The organism is Dyella thailandensis, from assembly GCF_050749815.1.
Taxonomy (GTDB): Bacteria; Pseudomonadota; Gammaproteobacteria; order Xanthomonadales; family Rhodanobacteraceae; genus Dyella_A.
Genome location: NZ_CP192735.1, coordinates 3,964,707 through 3,978,691 on the forward strand (window position 1 = coordinate 3,964,707; position 13,985 = coordinate 3,978,691).

Annotated in this window: 11 protein-coding genes and 1 pseudogene; 5 read left to right on the forward strand and 7 right to left on the reverse strand. The window is 68.0% G+C overall.

What is annotated here, in order from left to right:
- Complete coding sequence (locus ACQVBX_RS18030; protein WP_431635841.1) at positions 1-909, forward strand: hypothetical protein; 909 nt, start codon at positions 1-3, stop codon at positions 907-909.
- Positions 910-978: 69 nt separating this feature from the next.
- Here the strand turns inward: ACQVBX_RS18030 and ACQVBX_RS18035 are convergent, their stop codons facing one another.
- The 5 genes and pseudogenes from ACQVBX_RS18035 to ACQVBX_RS18055 form a co-directional block, all read right to left on the reverse strand.
- Positions 979-1,887 carry a DUF4097 family beta strand repeat-containing protein gene (locus ACQVBX_RS18035; protein ID WP_431635842.1) on the reverse strand — a complete coding sequence of 303 codons (909 nt, stop codon included), beginning with the start codon at positions 1,885-1,887 and terminating at the stop codon, positions 979-981.
- A gap of 16 nt (positions 1,888-1,903) precedes the next feature.
- Positions 1,904-2,338: a hypothetical protein gene (locus ACQVBX_RS18040; RefSeq protein ID WP_431635843.1), complete on the reverse strand. Its 435-nt coding sequence runs from the start codon at positions 2,336-2,338 to the stop codon at positions 1,904-1,906.
- A pseudogene (locus tag ACQVBX_RS18045) lies at positions 2,335-2,884 on the reverse strand (RNA polymerase sigma factor). The gene ACQVBX_RS18040 and the pseudogene ACQVBX_RS18045 overlap by 4 nt, the downstream one beginning before the upstream one ends.
- A gap of 107 nt (positions 2,885-2,991) precedes the next feature.
- Positions 2,992-4,773, reverse strand: coding sequence for a phosphoenolpyruvate carboxykinase (GTP) (locus ACQVBX_RS18050; protein WP_431635844.1), 1,782 nt, complete (start codon positions 4,771-4,773; stop codon positions 2,992-2,994).
- A 126-nt stretch (positions 4,774-4,899) separates the two neighbouring features.
- Positions 4,900-5,478, reverse strand: a complete 579-nt coding sequence (locus tag ACQVBX_RS18055; RefSeq protein ID WP_431635845.1) for a TetR/AcrR family transcriptional regulator — start codon at positions 5,476-5,478, stop codon at positions 4,900-4,902.
- A 108-nt stretch (positions 5,479-5,586) separates the two neighbouring features.
- On the opposite strand from ACQVBX_RS18055, the gene ACQVBX_RS18060 reads away from it, so the two are divergent.
- The 3 genes from ACQVBX_RS18060 (at position 5,587) to ACQVBX_RS18070 (ending at position 9,516) form a co-directional block, all read left to right on the forward strand.
- Complete coding sequence (locus ACQVBX_RS18060) at positions 5,587-6,471, forward strand: alpha/beta fold hydrolase (RefSeq protein WP_431635846.1); 885 nt, start codon at positions 5,587-5,589, stop codon at positions 6,469-6,471.
- A gap of 32 nt (positions 6,472-6,503) precedes the next feature.
- Positions 6,504-8,978 (forward strand): acyl-CoA dehydrogenase, encoded by a 2,475-nt coding sequence (locus ACQVBX_RS18065; RefSeq protein WP_431635847.1) that lies wholly within the window; start codon positions 6,504-6,506, stop codon positions 8,976-8,978.
- A gap of 64 nt (positions 8,979-9,042) precedes the next feature.
- Positions 9,043-9,516, forward strand: a complete 474-nt coding sequence (locus ACQVBX_RS18070; protein WP_431635848.1) for a hotdog fold domain-containing protein — start codon at positions 9,043-9,045, stop codon at positions 9,514-9,516.
- A 3-nt stretch (positions 9,517-9,519) separates the two neighbouring features.
- On the opposite strand, the gene ACQVBX_RS18075 is transcribed toward ACQVBX_RS18070, so the two are convergent.
- Together ACQVBX_RS18075 and ACQVBX_RS18080 are read right to left on the reverse strand one after the other, a co-directional pair.
- Entirely contained in the window at positions 9,520-10,425 is a 906-nt protein-coding gene (locus ACQVBX_RS18075; protein WP_431635849.1) for a CPBP family intramembrane glutamic endopeptidase, read from the reverse strand.
- A 130-nt stretch (positions 10,426-10,555) separates the two neighbouring features.
- The gene (locus ACQVBX_RS18080) at positions 10,556-12,157 is read right to left on the reverse strand and encodes a peptide chain release factor 3 (RefSeq protein WP_431635850.1); all 1,602 of its coding nucleotides are present in this window, start codon (positions 12,155-12,157) and stop codon (positions 10,556-10,558) included.
- A 674-nt stretch (positions 12,158-12,831) separates the two neighbouring features.
- Between ACQVBX_RS18080 and ACQVBX_RS18085 the strand changes: the two genes are divergently transcribed.
- A protein-coding gene (locus ACQVBX_RS18085) for an IS3 family transposase (RefSeq protein WP_431634034.1) occupies positions 12,832-13,910 on the forward strand; the annotation gives its coding sequence in 2 pieces (ribosomal slippage) (positions 12,832-13,090 and positions 13,090-13,910; 1,080 coding nt in all).
- The last annotated feature ends 75 nt before the right edge of the window (positions 13,911-13,985 follow it).

Genomic DNA, 13,985 nt, shown 5'->3' on the forward strand with positions numbered 1-13,985 from the left:
ATGCGTCGCGCGCTTGCCCTTGTCATTACCGCCCTGCTGCCGCTTTCCGCGGCGGCCCAGGCGTGGATGGGCGATTCGCACGACATGGCCGCGCGCCTGCTGGCGCAGCAGCCCGACCAGATGGCCGAAGTGCAGCCGGGAGTGGCCGTGCCGCTCTGGCGCGGCGCGGATGGCCGCATGCTGATGCTGCGTGCAGACGAGCAGCCGGCGGGTGGCCTTGCCGCCGACACGCCCCTGACCTTCAGCGTGGTCGATGCGGGCAGCGTGCTTTCCAGCAACCTGCAGTACCGGCTGGGGCCATCGCTGCAGGCCCATGCGGGGGTTGTCGAGCATTCCTGGGGCAATGCGCCTTACCGCGTGCTCGGCAGTGAAGTGGGCGCCACCTACAGTGCCGGGCGCTACAGCCTGGGGCTGAGCGTCGGGGCGGACACTGCCAACGGCGCGGCGCGTCTGCCGCGCGTGCTTCCCGGCGCGCTGCCGGGGGTGAACGGGTTGTCTTCCTTCGGCAGCAGCGCGCAGCTCAACGCGCGTGGCCGTGTGGCGCTGGACAGCCGCAGCGGAATCGATCTCGGCGCCAGCGTGGGCCGCATCCATCTGTTGCCCGGCAACCTGCTGGGCGTGGACATGCTCGACCAGAAGGCACTGAGCTTCGGCGTGGACCGCGGTCCGCTGAGCGGCAGCCTGGTGGGGCGCGTGATGCAGCCCTCGGCCGGCATTCCCGGTGCCTACAGCCCGGATCGCCGCTGGAGCAGCATCGATTTCGGCGTGACCTGGAAGCTTCCCTGGCAGGGCCAGCTGAGCGTGGGTGCGCAGAACCTGTGGTCGTCGGGAACGCCGTCCAATACGCCGGCCGGCCCCGAGCCGGACCAGTCGCGTACGCCGTACGTGCAGTACCACCAGGACCTCTGATTTCCGATCTGATCGAACAAAAACGCCGTCGCAAAAGCGACGGCGTTTTCGTATACGGGTGTCTACCGCTCAGTCGCCCTGGCGGCGGATTCGCACGTCACCGCTGAAGCTCTCCACGCCGATACGCGCGCTGCCGCTGCCCTGCTGGACGGTCAGCTCGCTGCCCGGACCGTGCTCGTTGTGCTCGGCCTTGCCGAAGTCGCTGCGCAGGTCGCCACTGAAGCTGCTGGCGTGGATGGCGGCGGCGACATCGGCAGGCAGCAACAGCTGCACGTCGCCGCTCATACTGTCGATATCCATCCGGCCGTTGGCGGCGAGGCCGCCGCTGACATCGACATCGCCGGACACCGTGCTCAGCGTGAAGGTCTGCCACGGGCCACCGCGCACCTGCACGCGGCCCGAAACCGTTTCCAGCTTGGCCTGATCACCGAGCGACGGGGCGAGGATGTCGCCGCTGACCGTCTGCAACTCGGCGCGGTCGGCCTTCCCGGATTGCTCGATGCCTCCGCTGACGCTGTCTACCTGCAGCGAAGGCGTGCGCGCATGGATGCGCACCTTGCCGCTGACCGAGTTCACTTCGATCGCGCCACCGTCGGTGCCATCGACGCTGAGCGGCGCACTGACCACGTTCACCTCCAGCGAGGCGCCGCGCGGCACCTGCACGTCCAGGGTGGTCGAGCCCATGGCGTTGTCGCTGCCCCAGTTGAACACGCCGGACTTGCCCTGCGCCTGCACCTTTATCTCCAGGTCGCCGTCCGAGCCGGTGATCGCCAGCGGCCGCGCGCCATCGCCGAGACTGCCGCCTACATGGACCTCGTTGCGGTCCCATGCGGTCACGGTGACCTCGCCCTTGATGTTGCTGATGCTCACGTGGGCCTTCGGGGTTGCGGGGTGGGTCAGGTCCAGCGGCGTGTCGGCGCAGGCGAGGCCGGCGTAAAGCAGCGTGGCGAGCGGCAGGTAGCGCAGAGTGGTATGCATGGTGTTCTCCTTCGCGTCAGCTGGCATCGTGGCCGAGCTGGCGCAGTCGTGATTCTTGCTGCTCGGTGCGGTCGAGCAGGCGCTGCAGCGCCGCCGAATTCGGGGATTGCTGGATGGCCTGGCGCAGTTCGTACTGCGCCGCCGTGAGTTCGATCGCCGCACCGGCCAGGCGTGGATCGTCGGGCTTCCATACCGGCACGCTGGCCACGTCGGTGGAGGTGGCGGGCGCCGCCGCCGGTGCCATGCGCATCAGGCCGACCGCGAGCACGGTGACCGCGGCCAGGCCGGCCGCGAACAGCCAGGTCGTGCGTGTGGCAGTTGCCCGATGCGGCGTGGCTTCGGTCGCAGCGGCCCGGTCCAGCGAGCGCTCGATATCCGCCCACAGGTCACGGCGCGGCGCCTGTGGCTGGCGCAGCTCGCGCAGTTGTCGACGCCATTCGAAATCGTTCATACGGTCTCTCCCAACAGCTTGCGCAATAGTGCGCGGGCGCGATGCAACTGCGCCTTGGATGTACCGACGGCCATGTCCAGGTCCCGGCTGATGTCCTCGTGCTTCCAGCCTTCGATGTCATGCAGTACCAGCACCGCGCGCGCGCGGCGGCGGCAGCGTGGCGATGGCCCGTTCCAGTTCGTCGCGTTCGGCGGCGCAGAAGGGCGTATCGCCGTGTTCGGGCAGCGCATCGTCGTCCATGAAGCCGACCGGGTCGGCGTGCCGCGCGCGGATGTCCATCAGTGCCAGATTCACCGCCAACCGATAGAGCCAGGTGCCGAAGGCACTTTCGTGGCGAAACTCGGCGAGCTTCTGCCAGGCCCGCACGAAGGCGTCCTGGGTGAGGTCTTCGGCGCGCGCGTGGTCATAGCCGGCCAGGCGCAGCACCGCACCGTGGATGCGATCGACGTGGCGGCGATACAGCCGCTGGAAGGCGGCGCGGTCGCCGCCGGCCGCGGCGCGTGCGTCCTCCGCATCGGGAGTCGCTGCGATCGGCGCAGGCGTCATCGAATATCCGTTGGCGAGGCAGGCAGTGGGCATCTTGCCAGCTCAGATGCGGCGCAACGCAAAAAGGTTTGGAGCCGGCCGGCGCGAGGCGCCGGCCGGTGGGTGCATCAGGCCGAGGCGGCGCTGCGCGACGTCCGGGGACGGCTGGCCAAGGCATCGGCCACCCGCTGCTGCTCGCGCGCCAGGGCCTCGGGCAGGCGAGGGGAGAACTCCTCCAGGTAGGCGCCGATCGCCTCGAGTTCCTGCTGCCAGGCGGCCTCGTCGATGTGCAGCAGCTCGCTGAGAGCGCTCGCGGGCAGGCCGAGCCCTTCCAGCCGCAGTTCACCCGCCTGCGGCACCGTGCCGACTGGCGTGGCGGTACCGCGGGCGCGGCCTTCGACGCGGTCGATCATCCATTCCAGCACGCGCAGGTTGTCGCCGAAGCCCGGCCACAGGAAGCGGCCGTCCTTGCCCTTGCGGAACCAGTTGACGTGGAAGATCGCCGGCAGCTGCGCGCCTGGCTGGTCGAACGACAGCCAGTGTGCGAAGTAGTCGCCGTAGTGGTAGCCGCAGAACGGCTTCATCGCCATCGAGTCGCGGCGCAGTACGCCGACCGCGCCGGTCGCCGCCGCGGTGGTTTCCGAACCCATCGCTGCGCCCATCAGCACGCCGTGGGTCCAGTCGCGCGCCTGCATCACCAGCGGGAGCAGCGACGGACGACGACCGCCGAAGACGATGGCGCTGATCGGCACGCCCTGCGCATCTTCGGCCTTGTCCGACCAGGTTGGACACTGCCGCGCGCTTACCGTGAAGCGGGCGTTGGGGTGCGCGGCCGGGCCGTTGGCCGGGTCGTACGGCCGACCCTGCCAGTCGGTTATCGGCTCGCCGGGCAGGCCTTCCCACCACGGCTGGTTGTCGGCGGTGACCGCGACGTTGGTGAAGATGGTGTCGCGCGCGACACTGGCCAGCGCGTTCGGGTTGCTGTTGGCGCTGGTGCCGGGCGCCACACCGAAGAAGCCGGCCTCCGGGTTGATCGCATACAGGCGGCCGTCCTCGCCCGGGCGCATCCAGCAGATGTCGTCGCCCACCGTCCACACCTTCCAGCCCTCACGGCGATAGCCCTCCGGCGGGATCAGCATGGCCAGGTTGGTCTTGCCGCAGGCCGACGGGAAGGCGGCGGCGATGTAGTGCGTGTCTCCCGCCGGGTTCTCGATGCCGACGATCAGCATGTGTTCGGCCAACCAGCCTTCGCGGCGAGCCTGGTGGCTGGCAATGCGCAGCGCGTGGCATTTCTTGCCGAGCAAGGCGTTGCCGCCGTAGCCCGAGCCGTAGGACTGGATCGACAGTTCCTCGGGGAAGTGCATGATGAAGCGGCGCTCCGGATCCAACTCGCCGGTGGAGTGCAGGCCCTTCACGAAGCTGCCCTCGCGCTCGATGCGCGCCAGTGCGGCGGCCCCCATGCGGGTCATCGTGCGCATGTTGGCGACCACGTACGGGCTGTCGGTGATCTCCACGCCGCAGCGCGACAGTGGCGACTCGATCGGCCCCATGCAGTACGGGATGACGTACATGGTGCGGCCTTCCATGCAGCCGTCGAACAGCGCGTCCATCTTCGCGTGCGCCTCGGCCGGATCCATCCAGTGGTTGTTCGGGCCGGCGTCCTCGCGCTCGGGCGTGCAGACGAAGGTGAGGTGTTCCACGCGTGCCACGTCCGAGGGGCTGGAGCGATGCAGGTAGCAGCCCGGATGGGTCTGCTGGTTCAGCTCGATCAGGTCGCCGCTGGCCAGCATCTGCTCGACGAGGGCGGCATATTCAGCATCGGAGCCATCGCACCAGTGGATCCGCGCCGGACGCGTGCGCGCTGCCGTCTGGTTGACCCAGCTTTCCAATGCCTGCAGCGAACTTGCCATGTGCTCCTCACCGTGGTCTTGCCAGAAAAAGAAGCGCGCACGCTAGTTTACGTGCACTGGCATTGCAAGGAAGGGTGCAGCAAAAACGGCGCCCGAAGGCGCCGTTCTGGCGGCGCGGAGCGCCTATCAGGCCGGAATCAGTGTCGCGATCATGTGCTCGACGTAGGCGTCGAATTCCTCGTGGCTGATGCGCGGCAGGCCGAGCGTGAAGTTCAGCTGCAGGAAGCCGACGTAGGCGGCATAGGTGAGGCGCGCGCGATTGATCGCCTCGGCCGGCGGCATGCCCGCCTCGCGGTAGGCCGTGTGCAGAAACTCCATCCGGCGCTGCGAGACCCGCGCCATCACCGGCACCACCTGCGGATGGTCCAGCGCCTTCAGCAGCGCGGCATAGACTCGGTGCGGCTGCAGCTCGTGTGCCACGCGGCGGAACAGCTCGGGCAGGCGCACGCGCGGGTCGGGGATGGCCTCGATCTGGCTGATGATCTCGCGCTCGGCGTACAGTTCCCAGCGCTCGAGCGCGGCCTGCACCAGCGCTTCGCGGGTGCGGAAGTGCCAATAGAAGCTGCCCTTGGTGACGCCAAGCTGGCGGGCCAGTGCCTCGACCGCCACCGCGTTGACGCCCTGCTCGGCAATCAGCTGCAGCGCAGCCTCTTCCCAGTCCTCGGCGCTGAGGCGGGTCCGTTCGGATTTGGCGTTTGCATTCATCGGCGTATGGTAGCCGGCGCCCCCCTCATTGCAATGTGCAGCGCGCCACGTGCGCCATGGTGCGGCGCGAGTTGACGCCGGTGCTCATCGCAACCCATACTCTTGCGTATGGTCAAGCCTTTGCCCGAAGTGACGCGCCTCCCTACTGCCGACGGCCTGGCGCTGTCGGTGGAGACGCGCCACCCGGCAGGCGACCCGGTGCTGCTGTTCGCCCACGGCTTCGGCCAGACGCGCGGAGCCTGGGCCGCCAGCGCGGATGCGCTCGCTGGCGCAGGTTGCCGCTGCGTGAGCTTCGACAGCCGTGGCCACGGCGAAAGCGATCGGCTCCCCGATGGCCAGTACCACATGGACCAGTTCGCCACCGATCTGATCACCGTGGCCTTCGCCCAGCCCCGGCCCCCGGTGCTGGTCGGCGCGTCGATGGGCGGTCTGCTCGGCCTGGTGGTCGCGGGCGAAATTCGGCCGACGCCGTTTCGCGCCCTGGTGCTGGTGGACATCACTCCGCGCTGGGAGACCGCCGGGGTGGAGCGCATCCTCGCTTTCATGCAGGCGCACCCGGACGGCTTTGTCGACTATGCCCACGCCGCCGAGGCGATCGCCGCCTATCTGCCGCAGCGCCGCGAGCGCAAGAGCGAAGACCAGTTGCGCCCGCTGCTGCGCGAAGGCGCCGACAGCCGCCTTCGCTGGCACTGGGATCCGGCCCTGCTGGCTGGCGTGGTCAGCGAGAGCGAGCGCTACCAGCCGCGCCTGATGGCCGCCGCGGCGAAGGTCGACGTGCCGGTGCTGCTGCTGTCCGGTGGACGCAGCGACGTGGTGTCGCGCGACACGGTGAACGAATTCCTGCAGCTGGTACCGCATGCGCGCCATGTGGAGCTGCCGGCCGCCACGCACATGCTGGCGGGCGATGCGAACGACGCGTTCACGCGTGAGATCGCAGCGTTCGTCGGCGAGCTGGATCGTCATGATGCCCCCGCGGGCGCCGTGGCGGGTTGAACCCCAACGTAAACTGCAACGAGGGTGTCGAGATGTCCGTGATATTGACCCTGCTGGCGGCGCTGATCGCTTCCGGCGCCTGCGCTTACCATCGCACCGGCCTGCGCACGTGGGCGATCGCCACGGGTGTCACCACCCTGGTGGTCGGTCTGCTGGCCGGCGCGCCCGTCACCACCGTGGTGCTGCTGATCATCGAGGCGGCCATCGCGGTGCCGCTGCTGATGCCGGCGTTCCGCCGTCGCCAGATCAGCGCGCCGCTCTTGAAGATCTTCGCCAAGGTCACGCCGAAGCTCTCCGACACCGAGCAGACCGCGCTGGAGGCCGGCACGGTCGGCTTCGAGGGCGAGCTGTTCTCGGGCAAGCCGGACTGGCACCAGCTGCTCAGCCAGCCCAAGCCGGAGCTCAGCGTGGAGGAGCAGGCCTTCCTCGATGGCCCGGTCGAGCAGCTGTGCGCAATGATCGACGACTGGCAGATCACCCACGAGCTGGGCGACCTGCCGCCGGCGGTGTGGGAGTTCATCAAGAAGAACAAGTTCTTCGGCATGATCATTCCCAAGCAGTACGGCGGCCTGCAGTTCTCCGCGCTGGCGCATTCGGCGGTGCTGCAGAAGCTGGCGACGATGTCGGCTACGGTGGCTTCCACCGTAGCGGTGCCCAATTCGCTCGGTCCGGCCGAGCTGCTACTGCACTACGGCAGCGAGGAGCAGAAGAACCACTACCTGCCGCGCCTGGCCGTCGGCGAGGAGATTCCGTGCTTCGCGCTCACCGGCCCGTATGCCGGCTCGGACGCCACCTCGCTCACCGACTACGGCATTGTCTGCAAGCAGGTGGTTGAGGGCGTCGAGACGTTGGGCGTGAAGCTCACCTTCGACAAGCGCTACATCACGCTGGCGCCGATCGCCACCGTGGTCGGCCTGGCCTTCCGCATGTACGACCCGGAGCACCTGCTGGGCGACAAGGAAGACCTCGGCATCACGCTCGCCTTGCTGCCGCGCTCCACGCCGGGGCTGCAGATTGGCCGTCGCCACTTCCCGCTGAACATCCCGTTCCAGAACGGCCCGGTGCACGGCAAGGACGTGTTCGCGCCGCTCACCACGCTGATCGGTGGCCCGCACATGGCCGGCCACGGCTGGCGCATGCTGGTGGAGTGCCTGTCGGTGGGCCGCGCGATTTCGCTGCCCTCCAATGCCACCGGCGGCGTGCGCATGGCGGTGGCTGCCACCGGCGCCTATGCGCGCCTGCGCAAGCAGTTCGGCCTGTCGATTGCTCGCTTCGAAGGCGTCGAAGAAGCACTGGCCCGCATCGGCGGCCTCACCTATGCCACCGCGGCGCTGTCGCGTGCGACCGCGGCGGCGGTGGATCGCGGCGAGAAGCCGGCGGTGCCCTCGGCGATCGCCAAGTACCACGCCACCGAGTGGGGCCGCATCGTGGCCGGCGACGCGATGGACGTGCACGGCGGCAAGGGCGTGCAGCTCGGTCCGAAGAATTACGCCGGTCGTTCGTGGCAGGGCGTGCCGATCGCGATTACCGTGGAAGGCGCGAACATCATGACGCGCAGCTTGATGATCTTCGGCCAGGGCGCGATCCGCTGCCATCCGTACGTGCTGAAGGAAATGCAGGCGCTGTCGATCGCCGACTACGGTGACCGTCTGAAGACCTTCGACCGTGCGTTGTTCGGCCACATCGGTTTCGGCATCTCCAACGCGGTGCGCAGCTTCACCTTGGGCATTACCGGCTCGGCGATCGGCGACGCCGCGGGCGACGCGTATACCCGCCGCTACTACCGCAAGCTCAACCGCTACTCCGCCGCCCTGGCTCTGTGTGCGGACGTGTTCATGGGCGTGCTCGGCGGCAAGCTGAAGTTCAAGGAGAAGCTCTCCGCGCGCCTGGGCGACGTGCTCAGCTACCTCTATATCGCCAGCGCCATGCTCAAGCGCTACGAGGACACCGGCCGCCCCGAGGCGGATCGCCCGCTGCTGGCCTGGGCCTTCCACGAGTGCGTATGGCGCATGCAGATGGCGCTGGACGGCGCGATCCGCAACTTCCCGGTTCGTCCGGTCGGCTGGCTGCTGCGGGTGCTGGTGTTCCCGTTCGGCCGTCGCGAAGTGCCGCCGTCGGATCGCCTGGGTCGCCGCGTGGCGGCGCTCATCACGGCGCCGGGCGAAGCACGTGACCGCCTGACCCAGTGGGCCTACCTCACCCCCACCGCCAACAACACGGTGGGTCGCATGTGCGCGTTGCTGCCGGACGTGATCGCCGCTGAGCCGGTGGAGCGCAAGTTCCAGAAGGCGCAGAAGGCCGGTCAGTTCGTTTCGCGCGATTACGACAGCCAGCTCCTGGAGGCAGTGAAGGCTGCGGCCATCACTGAAGGCGAGGCGGCCCTGCTCAAGCGGGTGCGCGACGCCAGCTTCGAATTCATCTCGGTCGACGACTTCGACCCGAAGGAGCTGCGTGCGGCGGTGGTACGCGACGAGCCCACCGGCAAGGGGCTGGCCGACGCCGCCTGAGGGCGGTCACCACAGGGATCGAACAGCGGCCCTGCGGCCGCTGTTCTTTTTTCGGGAGGGCGTCATGTCGTCGAACGTGCTCGCGTTGTATCGCCGCATCACCCGCTGGCCGCTGGGCCACTGGCTGTTTGCGCGCGCGTTGTGCCTGAAGGCACCTTACTTCGCCACCATCGGGCCGCGCTTCATCGCGCTGGAGCCCGGCCGCTGCGTCGTGCGCATCCGCGACCGCCGCCGCGTGCACAACCATATCGGCACGGTGCATGCCATTGCGCTGTGCAACCTTGCCGAACTGAGCGCGGGCGTGATGACCGACGTCAGCATTCCCGCCTCCATGCGCTGGATTCCGCGGGGCATGAGCGTGGAGTATTTGGCCAAGGCGGTCGGCACCATGCACGCCACGGCCACCCCGGAGGCGCCGGCGGTGGAGGCGGCGTCCGGCTATTCCTGGCCCGTGCGCGTCAGCGTGCGCAACGACGCGGGCGAGGAAGTGTTCCGCGCCCGCATCGACATGTGGGTATCCCCGCGCAGCGCGCGCTGAGGATCAGCCGCGCCGACGCCAGGACGGCGCGACAATCGAACCGCGCCGGAAGGCGACCGCAACCAGCGCCACCGTGCACAGGGTGCACAAGGTCAGCGCCACTACCGACGCCTCGGCGCCGAACACGCCGCCGCTCAACCAGTCCGGCCCGGAGCGGGTGGAAACCAGCCAGCCATCGACCGCCATCCCCGACACGGGAATGCCATAGATCGTTCCCTGGGCGAAGTTCCATGCCGCATGCACGCCCATGCACAGCGGCAGCGAGCGGGTGACGTGATAGAGCATGCCGAACAGCAGCCCTGCCTCGATCGCGATCGCCGCCGAACTCCACAGCGTGGCGCCCGGGTTGGAGATGTGCACCGCGCCGAAGAACAGCGCCGACACCACCAGCGCCGCCCACGTACCCAGGCCCTCTTCGACGATCCGGAACAGCACGCCGCGGAACATGATCTCTTCGCCGATGCCCGCGCCCAGCCCTGCTGTGAGCAGTGCCGGCAGCCACGCTGCCTGGGCGTTGAACCCGGTGACGTGATAGCTGCCCAGCAGCCACAGCGCCCCGACCACCGCACTGAACAGCACCGTGCCGCCGACGATGCCCGCCAGTCCGTCCGGTGCCACACGCCGCAACGCCAGCTCGGCGGGGCGGCGCCGTTCGATGCCGTAGACCAGCACCAGGTACGCGATCAGCGCCGGAATCGCCCGCAACGCAAATTGCAGCCAGCCGACCACCACGGGCGAGGCGCCCTTCATGGTCAGTCCGAAAGCGTGCAGCACGAGCACCAGGCCCTTGGTGGCCGCCCAGGTGAGGGCCACGAAGATCACGATCCGCGCCAGCGGCGAGAAGATCAGCCAGCGCTGCCAACGCGGTTTGTCGGCGGGCGTGGAAAAGGCGAGCGAAGCGGTCGACATGTGATGGGCCCCTGGATGGAGCGCGCATGCTAGCAACGGCGCATCAGGGCGTGTCCCCTGCCTGATGGCAGGGGATCGAGCACCGCAAGATCCTGGCTCGGCGGCGCTACGGCCGCTCGCGGTAATCGACTCAGGCGTCCACCGCGGCGGCATGCTCGCGCGTCGCCGAGAAGCGCACCTGCGGCCAGCGCTCCTGCGCCAGCTGCAGGTTGACCCGGGTGGGCGCGATGTAGACCAGTTCGCCGGCGGCGTCGATGGCCAGGTTCATCGCGTTCTTCTCGCGGAACTCCGCCAGCTTCTTCTCGTCGTCGCAGTGCACCCAGCGCGCGGTGGCCACGCTCACCGGCTCGAACGTCGCTTCGACGTTGTATTCGTCCTTCAGCCGGTACGCCACCACGTCGAACTGCAGCACACCGACCGCGCCCAGGATCAGGTCGTTGGACATCAGCGGGCGGAAGAACTGCGTGGCGCCTTCCTCCGACAACTGCGCCAGGCCCTTCTGCAGCGCCTTCATCTTCAGCGGGTCACGTAGGCGCGCACGGCGGAACAGCTCCGGCGCAAAGTTGGGGATGCCGGTGAAACTCAGCATCTCGCCCTCGGTGAAGGTGTCGCCGATGGTGATGGTGCCGTGGTTGTGCAGGCCGATCACGTCGCCCGGGTAGGCGGTCTCCACGATCTCGCGGTCCGAGGCCATGAAGGTCAGCGCGTTCGCGATGCGCACCTCCTTGCCGGTGCGCGGCTGGATCATCTTCATGCCCGCGGTGTAGGTGCCCGAGCACACGCGCATGAACGCCACGCGGTCACGGTGCGCCGGGTCCATGTTCGCCTGGATCTTGAACACGAAGCCCGTGAGCTTCTCTTCTTCCGGCGACACCTCGCGGGTCAAGGTGCTGCGCGAGCGCGGCGAGGGCGCGTGCTCCACGAAGAAGTCCAGCAGCAACTGCACGCCGAAGTTGTTCACCGCCGAGCCGAAGAACACCGGGGTGAGCCTGCCGGCCAGGTATTCATCGATATCGAACGAGGGCGCGGCGCCCTGCACCAGCTCCAGCTCCTCCCGCAGCTCGGCCAGTGCGGCCGCGCCGACCGCTTCCTCCAGCCCCGGTGCGTCCAGGCCTTTGAAGATGGTCGAGTCCTGCCGAGTGAAGTTCTTGCCCGGCTCGAACACGTGCACCTCGTCCAGCACCAGGTGGTACACGCCTTTCAACCGCTTGCCCATGCCGATCGGCCAGGTCACCGGCGCGCAGGCGATGCCGAGCACCGACTCCACCTCGTCCATCAGCTCGATCGGCGAGCGACCCTCGCGGTCGAGCTTGTTGATGAAGGTCATGATCGGCGTGTCGCGCAGGCGGCACACCTCCATCAGCTTGATCGTGCGCTCCTCCACGCCCTTGGCGCAGTCGATCACCATCAGCGCCGAGTCCACCGCGGTGAGCACGCGGTAAGTGTCCTCGGAGAAGTCCGCGTGGCCCGGCGTGTCGAGCAGGTTGACGATCTTCCCCTCGTACGGGAACTGCATCACCGACGAGGTCACCGAGATACCGCGCTCCTTCTCCAGCGCCATCCAGTCGGACGTCGCATGCCGCGCCGCCTTGCGCCCCTTCACCGAGCCGGCCATCTGGATCGCGCCGCCGAACAGCAGCAGCTTTTCGGTCAGCGTGGTCTTGCCCGCGTCAGGGTGGCTGACGATGGCGAACGTGCGGCGGCGGCGGGTTTCGTCGAGGTGCATGGACATGGGGAGCGGGTCGGCTTGAGCGCGAACCGGCAATTGTAGCGTGGATGGGGAATCCGGCCCCGTGCCACTACCTGCCCCCAGCGCGCTTCGCTCCCTCTCCCCTGGCAACGCCGGGGGAGAGGGCTGGGGTGAGGGGGCTGCTCTTATGCAGTTTGCTGTGCGTGCGCGGAACGAAACGCAACAAGCGACAAGCGAGAGCAAAAGCTTTCGTGCCCCTGCGGGGCCCGAGTTACTTTCTCTTTGCGTGGCCACGCGCACGTCGGGAGCGGGCGCGAACGGCGCAGCCGGCCCGAAGGGCGGAGGGCCGGATGCCCGGAGTAAAGAAAGTAACCAAAGAGAAAGGCCACCCCGCTTGGCGCTTGCCGGGCATCCGGCAACTGCTCCTGCGTTGCTCTACCTCGGGCATCCATGCCCTCGCCATGCCCGGCAAGTCCGTGAGCCGGGGCCGGGCTTTTCGAACGGGCATCCTGCCCGTACGAAAAGGAGTCGACGTCCTGTCGACTCCCGCTACGCGGCCTGTCGTCCCCGCCTCACCGCCGCACAGGGGTCCAGATTAAAGCAGCGCGCCATCCTGGCGCGCACTCATTGTTCCAGTAGTACGCGGTGCGACGTCCCCCCGGTTTTGAGTAGCACTGCCGTTTGGAGTCCAATCCCCCAACCGAAGGAGATTGGACGTGAAGAAGCGCTTTTCCGAGGAACAGATCATCGGCTTCCTGCGTGAGGCGGATGCCGGCTTGCCGATCAAGGAGCTGTGCCGCAAACACGGCTTCAGCGAGGCCTCCTACTACCTGTGGCGCAGCAAGTTCGGCGGCATGAGCGTGCCGGACGCCAAGCGCCTGAAGGAGCTGGAGACGGAGAACACGCGGCTGAAGAAGCTGCTGGCCGAGCAGATGCTTGAGAACGAGGTGATCAAGGACGTCCTGCGAAAAAAACCGTAGGCGCACCGGCCCGGCGAGCGTTGGTGCGCCAGATGATCGACAAGGGGTTGAGCGAGCGGTGCGCGCTGCGCGTGGTGGGCATGAGCGCCAGCGCGTACCGGTATCAGGCGCAGCCAGACCGCAACGTGGCGCTGCGACGGCGGATCGTGGAGCTGGCGCAGCGGCACAAGCGCTACGGCGTGGGGATGATCCACCTGAAGCTTCGGCAGGAGGGCGGCGAGCCGGTGAACTACAAGCGTGTGGAGCGGTTGTATCGGGAGGAACGGTTGCAGGTACGCCGGCGCAAGCGGAAGAAGGTGCCGGTGAGCGAGCGGCAGCCACTGTGTCGTCCATCGGCGCCCAACGAGGTGTGGTCGATGGATTTCGTGTTCGATCGCACCGCCGACGCCCGCGTCCTCAAGTGCCTGACCATCGTCGACGACGCCACGCATGAGTCGGTGGGCATCGAAGTCGAACGAGCCATCTCCGGGATCGACGTGACGCGTGTGCTGGATCGCCTGGGCGTCATTCGCGGCCTGCCCAAGACCATCCGCACCGACAACGGCAAGGAGTTCTGCGGCAAGGCGATGGTCGCCTGGGCGCACGAGCGCGGCGTGCAACTGCGCCTGATCGAACCAGGCAAGCCGAACCAGAACGCCTACATCGAATCGTTCAACGGACGTCTGCGCGACGAATGCCTCAACGAACACTGGTTTCCCAGCCTGCTGCACGCCCGCACCGAGATCGAACGCTGGCGGCGGGAATACAACGAGGAGCGACCGAAGAAGGCGTTGGGCGGGCTGACACCCGCCGCCTACGCGAAGCAGTTAAAGTAATTCCGGACTCTAAACCGTCCCGCTACTCAACGCGGGGGGACGTCGGGTGGAGAAAAAGCCAGTCGCCGGGACTCT

Excerpts from the sequence above, each read along its gene's own strand:
- ACQVBX_RS18050 (WP_431635844.1), bottom strand. The coding sequence starts at position 4,773 with ATGGCAAGTTCGCTGCAGGCATTGGAAAGCTGGGTCAACCAGACGGCA.
- ACQVBX_RS18040 (WP_431635843.1), bottom strand. The coding sequence starts at position 2,338 with ATGAACGATTTCGAATGGCGTCGACAACTGCGCGAGCTGCGCCAGCCA.
- ACQVBX_RS18070 (WP_431635848.1), top strand. The coding sequence starts at position 9,043 with ATGTCGTCGAACGTGCTCGCGTTGTATCGCCGCATCACCCGCTGGCCG.
- ACQVBX_RS18065 (WP_431635847.1), top strand. The coding sequence starts at position 6,504 with ATGTCCGTGATATTGACCCTGCTGGCGGCGCTGATCGCTTCCGGCGCC.
- ACQVBX_RS18030 (WP_431635841.1), top strand. The coding sequence starts at position 1 with ATGCGTCGCGCGCTTGCCCTTGTCATTACCGCCCTGCTGCCGCTTTCC.
- ACQVBX_RS18055 (WP_431635845.1), bottom strand. The coding sequence starts at position 5,478 with ATGAATGCAAACGCCAAATCCGAACGGACCCGCCTCAGCGCCGAGGAC.
- ACQVBX_RS18075 (WP_431635849.1), bottom strand. The coding sequence starts at position 10,425 with ATGTCGACCGCTTCGCTCGCCTTTTCCACGCCCGCCGACAAACCGCGT.
- ACQVBX_RS18035 (WP_431635842.1), bottom strand. The coding sequence starts at position 1,887 with ATGCATACCACTCTGCGCTACCTGCCGCTCGCCACGCTGCTTTACGCC.
- ACQVBX_RS18080 (WP_431635850.1), bottom strand. The coding sequence starts at position 12,157 with ATGTCCATGCACCTCGACGAAACCCGCCGCCGCCGCACGTTCGCCATC.
- ACQVBX_RS18060 (WP_431635846.1), top strand. The coding sequence starts at position 5,587 with ATGGTCAAGCCTTTGCCCGAAGTGACGCGCCTCCCTACTGCCGACGGC.